Annotated in this window: 14 protein-coding genes; 5 read left to right on the plus strand and 9 right to left on the minus strand. The window is 33.4% G+C overall.

Annotated features, from left to right (window positions below; genetic code table 11):
* Positions 1–6 precede the first annotated feature (6 nt).
* From hsdR to FOD82_RS09695, 6 genes are all read right to left on the minus strand, one after another.
* Positions 7–3,231, minus strand: coding sequence for a type I restriction-modification system endonuclease (gene hsdR / locus FOD82_RS09670; RefSeq protein WP_144356260.1), 3,225 nt, complete (start codon positions 3,229–3,231; stop codon positions 7–9).
* Between the two features lie 153 nt (positions 3,232–3,384).
* Positions 3,385–4,344: a beta-galactosidase small subunit gene (locus FOD82_RS09675; protein ID WP_144356261.1), complete on the minus strand. Its 960-nt coding sequence runs from the start codon at positions 4,342–4,344 to the stop codon at positions 3,385–3,387.
* On the minus strand, positions 4,328–6,211 hold the full coding sequence (locus FOD82_RS09680; RefSeq protein ID WP_144356262.1) for a glycoside hydrolase family 2 TIM barrel-domain containing protein: 1,884 nt from the start codon (positions 6,209–6,211) through the stop codon (positions 4,328–4,330). The genes FOD82_RS09675 and FOD82_RS09680 overlap by 17 nt, the downstream gene beginning before the upstream one ends.
* Positions 6,212–6,344: 133 nt before the next feature.
* On the minus strand, positions 6,345–7,109 hold the full coding sequence (gene proC / locus FOD82_RS09685) for a pyrroline-5-carboxylate reductase (RefSeq protein ID WP_144356263.1): 765 nt from the start codon (positions 7,107–7,109) through the stop codon (positions 6,345–6,347).
* Between the two features lie 19 nt (positions 7,110–7,128).
* Entirely contained in the window at positions 7,129–7,497 is a 369-nt protein-coding gene (locus FOD82_RS09690) for a GNAT family N-acetyltransferase (protein ID WP_144356291.1), read from the minus strand.
* Positions 7,498–7,710: 213 nt separating this feature from the next.
* Positions 7,711–8,928 carry an IS110 family transposase gene (locus tag FOD82_RS09695; protein WP_144355721.1) on the minus strand — a complete coding sequence of 406 codons (1,218 nt, stop codon included), beginning with the start codon at positions 8,926–8,928 and terminating at the stop codon, positions 7,711–7,713.
* Between the two features lie 552 nt (positions 8,929–9,480).
* Between FOD82_RS09695 and FOD82_RS09700 the strand changes: the two genes are divergently transcribed.
* Positions 9,481–9,762: an HU family DNA-binding protein gene (locus FOD82_RS09700; protein WP_144356264.1), complete on the plus strand. Its 282-nt coding sequence runs from the start codon at positions 9,481–9,483 to the stop codon at positions 9,760–9,762.
* A gap of 67 nt (positions 9,763–9,829) precedes the next feature.
* On the opposite strand, the gene FOD82_RS09705 is transcribed toward FOD82_RS09700, so the two are convergent.
* Positions 9,830–10,069, minus strand: coding sequence for a hypothetical protein (locus tag FOD82_RS09705; protein WP_144356265.1), 240 nt, complete (start codon positions 10,067–10,069; stop codon positions 9,830–9,832).
* Positions 10,070–10,293: 224 nt separating this feature from the next.
* Here FOD82_RS09705 and FOD82_RS09710 point away from each other — a divergent pair, with 224 nt between their 5' ends.
* Together FOD82_RS09710 and FOD82_RS09715 are read left to right on the plus strand one after the other, a co-directional pair.
* Entirely contained in the window at positions 10,294–10,842 is a 549-nt protein-coding gene (locus tag FOD82_RS09710) for a TetR/AcrR family transcriptional regulator (protein WP_144356267.1), read from the plus strand.
* Positions 10,843–10,921: 79 nt separating this feature from the next.
* Positions 10,922–11,155 carry a hypothetical protein gene (locus FOD82_RS09715; RefSeq protein WP_144356269.1) on the plus strand — a complete coding sequence of 78 codons (234 nt, stop codon included), beginning with the start codon at positions 10,922–10,924 and terminating at the stop codon, positions 11,153–11,155.
* Between the two features lie 47 nt (positions 11,156–11,202).
* On the opposite strand, the gene FOD82_RS09720 is transcribed toward FOD82_RS09715, so the two are convergent.
* Together FOD82_RS09720 and FOD82_RS09725 are read right to left on the minus strand one after the other, a co-directional pair.
* Positions 11,203–11,760, minus strand: a complete 558-nt coding sequence (locus FOD82_RS09720; RefSeq protein WP_144356292.1) for an ECF transporter S component — start codon at positions 11,758–11,760, stop codon at positions 11,203–11,205.
* Positions 11,750–12,577: a pyridoxamine kinase gene (locus FOD82_RS09725; RefSeq protein ID WP_144356270.1), complete on the minus strand. Its 828-nt coding sequence runs from the start codon at positions 12,575–12,577 to the stop codon at positions 11,750–11,752. The genes FOD82_RS09720 and FOD82_RS09725 overlap by 11 nt, the downstream gene beginning before the upstream one ends.
* Positions 12,578–12,689: 112 nt before the next feature.
* Between FOD82_RS09725 and FOD82_RS09730 the strand changes: the two genes are divergently transcribed.
* Both FOD82_RS09730 and FOD82_RS09735 read left to right on the plus strand, forming a co-directional pair.
* On the plus strand, positions 12,690–13,493 hold the full coding sequence (locus tag FOD82_RS09730; protein ID WP_144356273.1) for an integrase: 804 nt from the start codon (positions 12,690–12,692) through the stop codon (positions 13,491–13,493).
* A 96-nt stretch (positions 13,494–13,589) separates the two neighbouring features.
* Positions 13,590–14,227: MFS transporter (locus FOD82_RS09735; protein ID WP_144356274.1), on the plus strand; the 638-nt coding region annotated here is incomplete at its 3' end.

A 14,227-nucleotide genomic window follows, 5' to 3' on the forward strand; every position in this document is an offset into this window, starting at 1 on the left:
TCTCTCCTACACATATAAGTTTTCATTTAAAGTAACAATAATTTGGTCTATATTTTCATCGAAAATCTTCTTCATTCTACGATAGCCACCATTAGTCTTAAAGTAACTCATTCCATCAAAGATGGTTTTTGCATCTGGACCTAGCAGATCATTACTTAAGAGTTCATTTTCAATATTCGTGAGCCACTTCTCTTGTTTAGGGTTCCATTCAGTCATTCCCCTAACTTTTTGCATGGCATTATGAATTCTCACATCATGGTCAACTAACTCCGTATTATTAGTAACATTTCTAATAAAGCTAATAATATCAGCTGTAGTTTGAACATGGTATTCTTCTTTCCATGCTTCTTGTAAATGACTAATTTTGAAACCTTCTTCATCTAAAGTCAACTTAAGTTTCTTTAATTCTGCTAAAGTAAGCTGGCTAGGATTATTTTTCATTTTTTGTAATTCTGGGATAGCATCCAGATTGTTTTTTATATAATTAGAGAACCTTTCAAGATAATTTTCTGAATTTTCACTATTGCCATAATTGCGACTTGTTCCTACAAATTCATCTTCTTCATCTGAAAGAATCTTCTTAGCGCCATTCACCAGCTGCATCTTATCTAAAGTTTCTAATTTTGGCCATTCTTTCATAAATTTATCTTTTGATAATTTACTTAGACTTCTTGCCCATTCATCAACTGAAGAAATTTGAGTTAATTGCTCAAACTTTTTCTTATTTTCATCATTCATTCGTTTGATTTTACGCTCAACAGCTCCTGCCATATCAGTTTGATAAGGAGTAGTGTTATCTTGAACTTCGAAGAAGTCTTTTTTATGTTTCATAAAGTAATGCACATTATGGCCCGGATCTTTAACTACCGGTTTCATATTTGTAACCTTATTCATTGCCTCATAAATACCAACTGCATCATAGATATGGAAGATAGATTTATTAATTTCAGGACACAATCTTGTAGCTCTTCCCAGCATCTGCTCATAGAGGATACGAGATTTTACTCTACGTAAGAACACCAGATTAGTAATTTCTGGCACATCCACACCAGTAGTCAAGAGATCAACAGTGACTGCAATATTTGGATATTGCTCATTTTTAAAGCGACGAATTTCATAATCTGGATGTCTAAGTGAACCGGTAATTTTTTCAATGGCATCATCATCCACTGGATTGCCCTGATCCTTGAATGCCTTTTTAAGTAAGTGCACAATCATATCGGCATGAGCATCGTTTGCTGCAAAAATTAAGGTCTTTCCTTGACTGCTGTCATTAGGATCTAGATATTGCTTAGCAAGTTGTTCACATACTACTTTATTGAAGCTTTCATTAATAACTTGCTTATTAAAATCTCCGACATCAAAATCCATATCATCCGGAAGTTTTTCTGTAGCAATTGTTTGTTCAGCTTCATTGTAGACACTTACACTAGCATTCTTTTTGAAATGGATTCCTTCTTGAGAAAGTTTAGTTTTAATTATAGTTGGTGCATCATGGTCAACTAAGTATCCATCAATTACCGCTTGTTGATAACTATAAGTATAGACTGGCTGACCAAAGATTTCTGTTGTTTGTAAAGCTGGCGTGGCAGTCATTCCAAGTGCAGCTGCATCAAAGTAATCAACTACTCGGCGATACTGGCTAACATAGTCATCTTGATTGTAAAACTTGTACTCATCATCACTTAAGTCTTTATCTTCAGCATATCCACGGTGAGCTTCATCAACAATAATAAAATCATATTGACCAACAGTCGGCTTATCTTTTTCATCTTCAGTGAAAAATAGCCGTTTAATCATCCCTTGCACAGTCGCAATCTGAATTTTAGTAGTTGCTTCTGGCATTTGGTCATTTAATTCTTTTAAGCCATAAATCTCAGCAATTGTGTTTGCCCCAATTTTATTATTCTTGATTACGCCAGCTGTTTGTTCACCTAAAGAGCGCCTATCAACTAAATAAAGAATACGGCGAGCACGTTTGTGCAATAATAGCCGGTACATCAATGCAATTGCAGTTCTAGTTTTACCAGTTCCTGTTGCCATTGAAAGTAAAATACGCTTTTGTCCTTTAGCAACAGCTGCTTCAATTGCCTTAACTGCTTCAACTTGGTAATCACGTTTAGAAATAAAGTTTGGGAAATCTTGATCATCAAATAATTCTTTATTTGATTCTTCTTTTTTAGTTGCAGTCAACTTTAATTTTAAATCATCAGGTGAATGGAAACTTTCTAAAGCATAACTACTTTCCTTAGGATTACGTGCATCCCAGAACCAAATCCCAGACTTTTCCTGATATTGTTTCAAGTATGGACGCCCATTAGCCGTATAAATAAATGGAACTTGATAATTACCCATATCTTCATTAACTAAAGTATATACATTGCTATATTGAACTTCACTAGCATATTCTTTAGGTTGTGCCATTTGACCAGCAATATCTTCATCCCAGCGCTTAGCTTCAATAATTCCATAGAATTCTAACCCCCGGAACAAGGCATAGTCAGCACGTTGACCATTAGGCAATACCCACTCAGCAATAGCTAAATTTCGTCCTTTTTCAGGCAAAGTTTTTTTAGTTTGATTATTTAAATTAACACTGTCAGCTTCCCAACCAGCGTCACGCAATTGCTCATCAATTAGCTGCCTAGTTTCTGCTTCTGATAAGTGATGCTTTTTAGCATAATTAACATTAACTTTATGACGTCTTTCTTGCTCTTCAGGTGTAATAACCACCTTTATCTTTTGAGCTTCTGCTTGCATTTTTTCAATTTGCTCAGTCAGACGCTTAATTTCTTCGGCTTGATTTTGAATAATTTTTCGATTATCTTCCGGAATCTGATAGTCTTTTAATTCATCTTGAGAATAAACTTCCAAAAACCACTGCCAAATTTGAAATGCCAATTTGTCTACTTTAAGTGCCATAGCAGGTGTTGCAACAAACTGGTCATCATGGGTAGCTTTGTTTCTGTTTAAACGCAAGATGTTCAATGCTCCCAATATCGCAGCTGGATAATCATTATTAGAGCGGGCAAGTTTTTCAATACGTTCTTTTTGATTCAATTCCCAGTCAACAATTTTATCTAAGTGCATGATTTCTTTAGCTAATTGTTCACCAAAAGTTCCAAATACAGTTAAACTGCTACAAGCATCAGAATAAATCAAGCTTTCAGCACTACTAGCAAGCTTTGCGTATTTTTCATAATTCACATCTGCTGTCACAAAGTTAGACATAATTTTCATCCTTTTACCTAAAATTCTCCATAGTACCTCTATTATAGCAAGATTGGCGAATTGACCAAAATTATTTTTGATAAATAAATACCTGTAGACCTCTCAAAAAAGGCTACAGGTATTTTAATTATATATTGCACATAAAAGTATTAATTATTTTTTATTTATTATAAATGAAAATTCAATATCTTTATCACTAGGGATATGATATTTTTCTTCAACATCAGCACCCCAACTATCAATTCCGCCAACTCCGCGAACTTTGCCTGCAATAAGTAGTACAGTTCTGCGTGCAAGAGGTAACTCTTCAATGTGAGTTGCATTTTCAAGTTCTTCAGCAGTATATGGCAAACAGCTAAAGTTAAAAGGCTTATCTACTTGACTTATCTGCAAACTAAATGGCTCAGCAGAAGCATCTGCATTATTTTGCGTATTAGTTCTTGTAATAGTTAAGTTATCTGTTTGCATATGCATTCCGTTTTCTTGAGGAACTAAATATTTTGTAACAGGAAGTCCTTCAATATGATAAGTTCCATGTTCTGCCCCAGCCATACGATCTGGATAAGTTTCACCAGATAAACCAGTATAGTCAAATCCAATCGCCTTAGTTGGCATAATAAAGCGCATCCCTAACACTGGCAACTCTGGTAAATTGTTTTTACCAAAGTAATGCATCGTGACTTTAATTTCACCACCATTACTTACTTCATATGCAATTTTAACTTGAGTACTTGGAATCGTTAAGGTTTCATAAGTATAGATTATCTTAATTTTATCAGCATACTCATTATTTGAAAATTGATTGGTATCTGGCGCAATTGGTAATTTTTCAAAATGATGGTCATCAACTGTTAAATCAATCCCAATGCATTTTTGAAACATATCTGCTCCCAGCCACTGAACTGACTTAATATTAAATCCACTTCCGCGATCATTATCAGTAGTTGCTCTCCAAAAACTTGGTGTAGGTACGCGATAGAGCCATTCTTTTCCAGCTAAGTTTAATGACTCTAGTCCTCCTCGATCATAACTAAATACATAAGAAAAGTCTTCACCTTCAATGCCAAGACTTGCATCACCATAAACTATATGTAAATTATTTGTGTAAGCCATAGTAATATCTTACCTCCTGCATCGCTGGTTTTGGCGTTCTATCTGCAAACATTAAGCCATCTCCTGAAAATTCATAATCTGAATGACGATCATCAAAGTCGCCGCCATATCGAAGGACTTTTTTACCACTAACGGGATCTGTAACTAAAAGTGCTTGATCTATAAAGTCCCAAATAAAACCACCAAAGTATTGTGGATATTTATCAAGCAAGTTAATATAAGAACCCATTCCTCCATCAGAATTTCCCATATCATGCATGTATTCACATTCCATAAATGGTTTATCTGGATTATTTTGTAAATATTCTTTGACTTCTTTTGGAGGCATATACATACGACTTTCAACATCTGAAATGCGGTCGCGATAACTTGGTCTATGACATACTCCTTCATAATGAGTCAAGCGACTATCATCATGACTCTTGTAAAACTCATTCATGGCAGCAATATCATCCCCAGCATAAGCTTCATTACCTAGAGACCAGAATAAGATAGCTGTATGGTTTTTAAAAGTTTCATAATTGGTTCTAGCTCGATCAACTACTGCTTCTTTCCATTGAGGCAAATCTCCTGGAACGTTATATGAAGGTTCAACTTCCCCCATCTTCTGCCAAGTAGCATGAGATTCCAAATTATTTTCTGCCATCACATAAATTCCTGCTTCATCACACATAAAATACCATGGAATTTGATTAGGATAATGACATGTACGAACCGCATTAATATTATTTTCTTTAAAGGTTTTAATATCATCTACCATATCTTGCTGAGTAATAGCACGCCCTTTTTCTGCATCCCATTCATGTCGATTAACACCGTTGATTATTAAACGCTTGCCATTTAATAAAACAACATGATCTTGATTGATCTCAATTCTTCTAAAGCCAAACTTATATGGAACAAGCTCTATTAAATTACCATCTGTATCCCTTATCTCTATTAAAAGCTGATATAAATATGGATGATGATTATCCCATAAATGAATATCTTTAAAACTCTTATTTAAGACTTCTACTTTTTCATTAAGAGGCTGAGTCTCATTAAGCAAATTCTCACCATCTTCATCCAATATCCGAATGCAAACAGTTCCTTCTGCTTCCTCATTAAAATGCAATTTAGCATTAAAGTTACCATCTTTGAAGTTATCATCAACTCTAGGATGAATATCTAAATCAATTAAATGGTCTTCTGGAATAGCTAGCAAGTTTACATCTCTAAAAATTCCAGAGAAACGAAACATATCCTGATCTTCCAGCCAAGAAGCGGTTGAATGCTTAAAAACTTCAACTACTAATTCATTTCCCTCATCTTTAATATAGGGAGTTAAATCAAATTCAGAAGGCGTAAAACTGTCTTCCGCATATCCAACAAATTGCCCATTAAGCCAAAGATACATTGCTCGTTCCACTCCATCAAATTGGATATGAATCGGAAGTTTACGCATATCTTTATTTAAATCAAATTTTTTAAAATAAATCCCTACTGTGTTGTCTTTTCCACGACTAAATGATCCATCCTCAATCTCTTCTGGACTTAAGGCATACGCAGGTCGTCTAAAGATTTTTCCTTCCCAAGGCATTAAAGTATTAATATATTGAATTTGATTATAGTTATTAAGTTCAATTTCGCTTGGAACTTTGATTTTATTAGTTGCGTATTGATAATCATTTTTATAAAAATCTTTTGGCACTTCAATTGGGTTTTGATAAAACTCAAAATTCCAGTCGCCATTTAAGTTTTGCTTATAACTTGTAGCGCCTTTTTGCCATTCAGCGTAGTTTTTATAATAGTGATGATCACTGTGAGCTGGCAATTGATTAACTCTAAAAATTTCAGGGTTATCAAGCCATTTAATATCTGCTTTCATAGCTTTCTCCTCTTCATTTTCTTCCTCAGTAATAATTATAGCGCTTTCGTAGTTAATAAGATAGTTATTTAAGTAAATTATTTACTAAAAATAATAAAACATCTGATTTTATTTCAGATGTTTTAGTTAATATTTAATTTTGATTTGCTTTATTTACTGCATTAATAACGGAATAACGAAATCCGCTTTTTTCAAGAGCGACTACACCCTTAATAGTTGTTCCGCCTGGAGAACATACTTCATTAAGTAATTCAGTGGGATTTTTTGATGACTTAAGAGCTAAGTCTGCACTTCCTTTAACCATGCTTGCTGCTAGTTTGGTAGCTGTTTTACTATCTAAGCCATTTAGAACTCCTGCTTCATTAAGCGCCTCAATGAATACATCTACAAAAGCAGGTCCACATCCACCAATAGTTCCTACAATACTTAATTTATCTTCCTCAACTTCCACTATCTCTCCTAGTTGGCTAAGTAAATGGACAGCTTTATTTTTATAGCTAACTGACATATTTTGAGGAGTAAACAGTCCAATTGTACCTGCTTGAATAGAAACAGGAGTATTTGGAATGATTCGAGCAATTGCTTTATTGGGTAAAGCTTGACTTAAGTCATAATAACTAATACCAGCTGCGGCTGAAATAAAAAGTGAATTTAAATCCTGCAATTGGTGCGCAACTTCTAAAGTTACATTAGCTGGCAAAGTTAAAATTACAATTTCAGGTTCAGTTTTTACTAATTCCGGAATAGTATTTACTAATTTAAAGTTATACTTTTTTGACAGTTTTTCTACACGTGGATTTTTATGGTTTTCGGCAATAAGTTGATTATTAGGATTTTTACTTAAGCCTTCAATCATTGCACTACCCATGTGACCTACCCCAATAATTGCTATTTTCATTTTTTATTTCAATCCTTCCTTATCTCTTAATCTTAAAATAGACCATATCTTTCAACTGTACCCCAGCTTCGTAGATAGGATGGTCATAATTTTCGGTGAAAAAGTTTTTAATTCGATGAGAATATTCAAATCCACATTTTTTATAAAATGGTATTGTTAAAGGACTCTCTCCTGTACCAACTTGAATTATAGAATATTTATCAATATTGTTTTTAACAATATGATCTATCATAACTTTCCCGTATCCCATTTTTTGGAATGATGGCTTAACAGCTATGTTTTTAATTTCTAAAATATTATTTTGAGCTGTGAGGATATATTCTCCAACAACCTTTTCCCCATCTTTTAAAATATACATCTTTCCATTATTAAGATATTTATCAATCATTTCTTCTTGTTCATCAGCTAACAATAGCAAATCGAGATATTGTTTTCTACGTAAAGTCAAGTATATCAAGATGTTTAATTATCTTATTTTGATATATTTGGATTTCTTTGTTTTAATGGTGCGAATTATTTCAATTATGAAAGTACTGCAAAAGACTTCAAAGAAATTACCTCTTTGAAGCTAAGTTAGAGTATAATGAAGCTGATCAGTTAATTACGATTTACGTCTTTGATTTTGTTTGGCGACTTCGTAACTATACAACTGATCATTTTTGATTAGTGCATAAATAGTACGGATTAGCTTATGCACTGAAGCTATTGCAATCTTCTTGAAGCCTTTGCTTTGAGAAGATTTTTTATTTTCATAGTAATCCGCAATATGGCAAGGATTGGTCTTTGAAGCATTGTCTATTTGACCAACTGCCCGATAAAGAATCTTACGTGCAATAGCGTTACCATGTTTAGTGATACCAAGGCGGGAATCCATTTGGCCTGACTGGTATCTGCCCGGATCAATTCCAATAAAAGCATCAATCTTGTTAGGGTTGTCGAATCTCCTGATATCTCCGAGCTCTGCCAAAACACGTACTGCAGTAGTCTGGGCGAAGCCAGGGATACTTGTGAGGATTTCTAGATCACGATTAGGCAGCTTTTTAGATATATCAACCATTTGCTTAAGCCGCTCATCTCTGTCCTGATCAAGCTGGATGAGACGTTGGGCATAGTAAATTACATCGCTGGTTTCAGGACTATCAAGCTCTGCTACGGGATATGCTTTATTGGCAAGTTCTTTTAATCCTTGAGCAATTTTTTGAGCACGTTTGATGCCATAGCCTTTAAAATCCTTGATTTTATTGATAATATCTTCTGCTTCAATCTCTCTGACCGTTTGGCAATGCGGAAATAGTTTAACTAATTCCCAATAATTGCGGTTCTTGGGTGTAGAAACCACTGTTTCAATTTCAGGGAAAGTCAATTGCAAGATACGGTGAAGACGATTCTTGGCACTGACAATGTCGGAAGTCAATTCTTCATAAGAGCGGCTTAAGGCACGCAATCTATGATAATCTTCGGCTTCTTGTTTATTTGCCTTGTGTCTGTTTTGAAGCTGAATTCTGGCTAAATTATAGGCATCTGTTTTGTCGGTTTTATTATGACGAAGTCCCTGATCCATTTCTTTCTTAGCTTTTAAAGGATTAAGGATCACGTAATCATAGCCATAGTCTTCTAGAAACTTCTGCAGTCTTCTTGAATAGACCCCGGTAGCTTCAAAAATGATCTGAGGATGCTTTGAGAATACTGCAAGATTCTTGAGCAGCTCTTTAAATCCAAATGAATCGTTAGAGATCTTAAACTCTTTCCTGGTATCATCCATTAACATACAAATACTGGATTCACGGCTGCTTACATCAATTCCAAAAACAATATCCATCTTCAATACCTCGCTGTTTCTAAGTGATAAAACTGATTTATCCAGGCAGTCAGACTTAATTTTCTAAACTCGGCATCAGGTGCCCACATTCTTCGAGGAAGCTACTAACTGCAAGATAAAACTGCCAGTTTTTTATTCGGCGTCATGCGCCTAAACACCTCTCGGCATATTGTTTTATCACTATTTAAAGTTTACGGCTAAACGAAAAATAGTGAATCAATTATCCCGTCGGATAATCAATCCACTATTAAGCTTAGAATGTTTTTTATTAGATTTTATTTCTTTAAATTCCATATTATCCCTACCGTATGCTTTATAATTATTAAGTTTATCATGAGTTAATTTATATTTTAATGTTATTTTTTAACAAATATTCTTAAAATTATATTTTTTTAATGCATCTTTAGCAAAAAAGAGTTAAACTTACTAAAGTATTATTTTTTGGCAAAACCCTATTCTATCAACACTTCAACTATGTTAGAATAAGAGAGCTAAGGAAATTGGACTTTAACCACTTTCCGATTATTGTCAAAGCAGAAAGAGGTATTTTAAATGGCAACTATTAACAAAGCAGAATTAACTAAGCAAGTTGCAGATGCAACTAACATGAAGAAGACTGAAGCTGATGCAGCTATCAATGCCGTTTTCAGTGCTATCGAAAAGGCACTTTCAAACGGTGAAAAGGTACAACTTATCGGCTTTGGTTCATTCGAAGTTCGTGAACGTGCTGCTCGTAAGGGCCGTAACCCACAAACTGGTGCAGAAATCACCATTCCTGCAACTAAGGTTCCTGCATTTAAGCCAGGTAAGGCTTTAAAGGATGCCGTTAAGTAAAATTAATATCTTAACAAAAAAACTCACAAGAGAATTATCCCTTGTGAGTTTTTTATTTTATCAATATTTACTTAGCAATGGTAACACGTGGATAGTCATTATTTTCAGTAGAATCACTGCCCACTGATGACTTTTTAGAATCATCTTTAGTATTATCAGCAGCATCTGAGGTTGACATATCTAAAGTAAGATCAGTTTCTTCATCACCATTGTTTGACTTAACTTTATTGTAAACAAGTTTACCAATTGCGCAAGCAGCACCAAGAGCAAAAGCTCCGATACCAATAATAGCCATAGCTTTCTTCATAATAAGATACACCTCTTTTTCTTAATCTAATTCTTACTTTCATTATAAGAGTATTAGTCCCAACTTGCACAAAATATGACTTATGTATTTATATTTTCATGTAAACTATCAAAAATATTTAATTTAATTTTATTATATTAATTTTTTCTTATCATTACCAGTTGAAAAACATTCTAAATAAAGTTATTATAAATATATAACAGACGTTTTTTAAGGGAGATCAAATGGAAGAAATAAAAAATAACACGGAGGAACTTTTGATAGCTGGAGCAATTGCTTACATTTCTAAGTATGGTTATCAAAACCTTTCAGTGCGTAAATTTACCAAAGAAATTAACATGACAACAGGTGCTTTTTATAAGCATTTTAAAGATAAGCAAGAATTATATAACACTACATTAAAAATCTTATCTCACAAGTTTATAGAGCAGATGCCAGATATGAGTAATAAAAGTTCACTTGACCAACTTATTGAACTTTCGCAATATTTTATTGGTCAAGCTGAAAAAAATCCTAATATAATGACTTTTATTCTCTTTACTGAGTCAAATGCAACTCATATTCTTGGTTCAAATGTTGATGGATGCACTTTACGTGTTAAGTTTTTAGAATTAGCTAAAGAATTGAATCATTCTCAACTTTCTGACGAAGACTTTTTCTTACAGATTTGGTCTTTTGTTCAAGGCTATCTACTTTTGGTGAAAAATGGCTTAGCCAAATATAATCCTAAGCTAGTTGAACACACGATTTTACAGCTGGTCAAAGAAAAATAATTAGCTATATTTGCACATTTTTCACTCAAGATGAATTATAATAAGAAGTGAAAAAGTCTTATGCAAATGAGGTGTTATTATGAAAAAAGTTATCGCATTTAGTGCTGGCTTATTAGCTGGTGGTCTTGTATGTGTTGCTATTAAAAAGACCATTGATAAAACTAAGGTAGAAGCTGCAAATGATGATGAAACTCCTGCTGTTAGGATTTATGAAGACTTAGAAAATGATCCTAAAGAACAAGAAGAGTTTGCAGATGTTTCTAATGTAAAAGCAGATGCCATTAACCACGGTTATGTACCAGTAAAATATTAATACTAAAAAATCCTAAAACTCATATTAAAGTGAGCTTTAGGATTTTTTTATCTTGCACGTTTTAGCACTTTTCCTGATACATCTACTAAGGCAAAGTAAAGTAATGGGGTACAAATGGCGGTAGTAATTGAATTGATAACTGTTGCAGGTAAACTTAAAAACGCAGCAACATATGCTACTTTAAGACTAGTACCAATCATTAACGCCTCAACAATTGACACACAATATGTTGTCAAAATTTTCGTCAAACCTGCTACAATGCCCAAGATGATAATATTTTTCTTAGTGTTTTGATATTTCATTAAACAAAATATTCCGCTTAATACACTTGCTACTACTACAACTTCAAGCATGGTAAGCCAAGAAGTTGCAGCATAACCATTCAGAATATCAAAACCTCCTAAACCAATAATACCCGCCAGCATTCCTTTTTTATAACCTAAATAAAGAATTGCTACTGCAGTTAAAGTATTGCCAAAGTGAATAAAAGGTCTTCCTACTAATGCCGGAATAGGAATTCTTAACACCCAGATTCCTAAATAAATTAAAGCGGCAAACATCCCTGTAATAATAACATTTTGTAATGAGTTTTCATTATTTCGCATCATTTATATTCTCCATTAACCAATTCAATCCTGCTGCGTAATTTGGACCAAATCGTTTATCTTGACTATCAGATGTATTTTTAATTGCAATTTTAACAAATTTCCCTGCAATTTGAGCTGCTTCTTTTAAATTTTTATCTGCTAAAATCTCAGCTAAAAAACTACTAGCAAATATATCTCCTGTACCAAAAAACGAGCCCGGTAACTTATCTTCTAAAATTTCCCAGGTTTTACCATTATCAAATCCAACTATTCCGATTTTATTCTTTAGCGGAATTCCTGTAATAACTACTTTGGATAAACCAAATCGTTCAGCTACTTGTATTGCAACATTTTTGGCTAATAATATATCGACATTGTCTAGATTTACTTTTTTATCTAGTAAATACATGGCTTCGGTCAGATTTGGAGTAAGAATTGTGGCTTTTGTGACCAATTGGCGCATCTTTCTTACATAGTTTTCATTCATTCCTTTATATAGCTTGCCATGGTCTCCCATTACTGGATCAATTAAAACCAACTTTGGATCCATTATTTCTAATTCATTAAGCCAAAAATCAATTGCTTGCCCTCCTAAATAGCCTAGATAAACTGCTGAAAAATTAATACCTGCTTCATGCCAATGGTGTGTAATCTTTTTCATTTCTTCACTTAAATCTAGATAAGTATTATTTCCAAATCCGCCAGTATGAGTTGATAAAAGTGCGGTTGGTAAAAGATTAGTTTGATAACCACATGCAGCTAAAATTGGTAAAGCCACTTCTGATGATACCTGCCCTACACATGAAAGATCTTGACTAATTAATATGTTTTTCATTTCATCCCTCCACTTATTTCAATTATACGTGAGAAAGAATGCTAGTACAATTTTAGTTTTTTATAGTATACTAAATCTAGTAACAATCTGTTAGAAAACGAGGTGTAAATAATTGTCATATCCATACAAGAAAAATTTTCGTAATTATTGTAAAACTGAAAAAAGATTAACCGATGCTTCAATTGTATTAACAGAAAAATCAGCTGATACATTTTGGAATTATTACATAAATAGTGTAGATAATCCTGATATTAATAACGTTACTGAAACTGATTTACGTAATTTTTTCAATTCTTTGGAAACACAGCTTCACTTTAAGAAAAATACAATTAATAAATATGTTAGTCATATAAAAACCTATTTTACTTATCTTTATAGTCATCATCTAATTGATAATTATCCAGTAGTGATGATTAGTGGTCGCCATTGGAATCGCCAACACGATGTAGTAATTAACTGGATGGATAAATTGCCTGAAATTGCACAAATTGATGGTCTAAATCCAATTACAGTTAAATTTTTACTCGCAACTGCTTTAGGATATAAACCTGATGAAATCTTGCAGCTCCGTTTTAATACTGTTATGCGTCAGCTCAATAATGATATATTGATTGACTATATTGGTAATCATTGCGACTTTTCTCATGGAGATAATCCTTATTTAATTTCTAAGAAAAATGGTGGCTTTTATGCATCAGATTTTAACTTGGCACGAGCTATTGAGCCTGATCGTGAAATATTAGGAATGCAGCTTACCCTACAAAGTTTGCGTTTAAGCTATGTTTATTCAAAACTTAGCGATAAAACTAAAACCGATGAAGATTTAAAACAAATCTTACGTATTAATCAAAAATCTCTTTTATACTACCGTAAAAATCTACTTCTTTATGTTCATACTCACGAATTTAAGCTTTAAATTTTCTCAAAACTTTCTTTATACTTTTTTAATCCATCGTTCGTATTAGCTTCTGGCATAATATTTTCGTAGGAATTTTAGAAAGTAGGAAAAGAAGTGAATCATAAAAAATCATTTATTCCTTGGTGGATTTTTATTGTTTGTTGTTTTATTTCAATGATTGGATTTGGACTTTTAGTTAATACTATTGGTCTATTCTTTGGTCCAGTAAGCGAATATTTCAAAGTAGGACGTGCAAGCGTTGCGCTAATGACTACATTTCAAAATGCAGCAGCTGCTATTACACTTTTGTTTGCTGGAAAAATCATGGAAAAAGTTAACTTACGTTGGCTTTTAACTGGGTGTTTTAGTCTAATTGCAATTAGCATGTTAAGTTTAGCTTTTGCTAATAATTTATTGCATTTTTATATTGCATGGACAATTATTGGAATTTGTCAGCCAATTGCAATCACATTATCAATCCCAGTATTACTCAGTAAATGGTTTAATGAAAAGTTAGGAACCGTGATGGGGATTTCCTTAGGTTTATCGGCTTTTGGCGGGACAATTTTTAACCCAATTATTGCTAGCATTATTACCAAAAATGGTTGGCGAGGAGGTTTCATTAGTGAGGCACTCCTTATTGCATTAATTTTGGTACCTTTAGCTATCTCAATTAAACCCGAACCTGATGACAATCATCCAGCTTATGGAACAGCTAATAAAGAAAAAACTAGCCAAACTTTATCTGGGCT

Origin of the sequence: Lactobacillus sp. LL6, from assembly GCF_007570935.1 — a bacterium.
In the GTDB taxonomy this organism is placed as follows: Bacteria; Bacillota; Bacilli; order Lactobacillales; family Lactobacillaceae; genus Lactobacillus.

Bases quoted from the DNA above. Each gene is read 5' to 3' on its own strand.
- FOD82_RS09705 (WP_144356265.1), bottom strand. From the start codon at position 10,069: ATGAAGAAAGCTATGGCTATTATTGGTATCGGAGCTTTTGCTCTTGGT.
- FOD82_RS09720 (WP_144356292.1), bottom strand. From the start codon at position 11,760: ATGCGAAATAATGAAAACTCATTACAAAATGTTATTATTACAGGGATG.
- FOD82_RS09725 (WP_144356270.1), bottom strand. From the start codon at position 12,577: ATGAAAAACATATTAATTAGTCAAGATCTTTCATGTGTAGGGCAGGTA.
- FOD82_RS09710 (WP_144356267.1), top strand. From the start codon at position 10,294: ATGGAAGAAATAAAAAATAACACGGAGGAACTTTTGATAGCTGGAGCA.
- proC (WP_144356263.1), bottom strand. From the start codon at position 7,109: ATGAAAATAGCAATTATTGGGGTAGGTCACATGGGTAGTGCAATGATT.
- FOD82_RS09700 (WP_144356264.1), top strand. From the start codon at position 9,481: ATGGCAACTATTAACAAAGCAGAATTAACTAAGCAAGTTGCAGATGCA.
- hsdR (WP_144356260.1), bottom strand. From the start codon at position 3,231: ATGTCTAACTTTGTGACAGCAGATGTGAATTATGAAAAATACGCAAAG.
- FOD82_RS09690 (WP_144356291.1), bottom strand. From the start codon at position 7,497: ATGATTGATAAATATCTTAATAATGGAAAGATGTATATTTTAAAAGAT.
- FOD82_RS09715 (WP_144356269.1), top strand. From the start codon at position 10,922: ATGAAAAAAGTTATCGCATTTAGTGCTGGCTTATTAGCTGGTGGTCTT.
- FOD82_RS09695 (WP_144355721.1), bottom strand. From the start codon at position 8,928: ATGGATATTGTTTTTGGAATTGATGTAAGCAGCCGTGAATCCAGTATT.
- FOD82_RS09680 (WP_144356262.1), bottom strand. From the start codon at position 6,211: ATGAAAGCAGATATTAAATGGCTTGATAACCCTGAAATTTTTAGAGTT.
- FOD82_RS09675 (WP_144356261.1), bottom strand. From the start codon at position 4,344: ATGGCTTACACAAATAATTTACATATAGTTTATGGTGATGCAAGTCTT.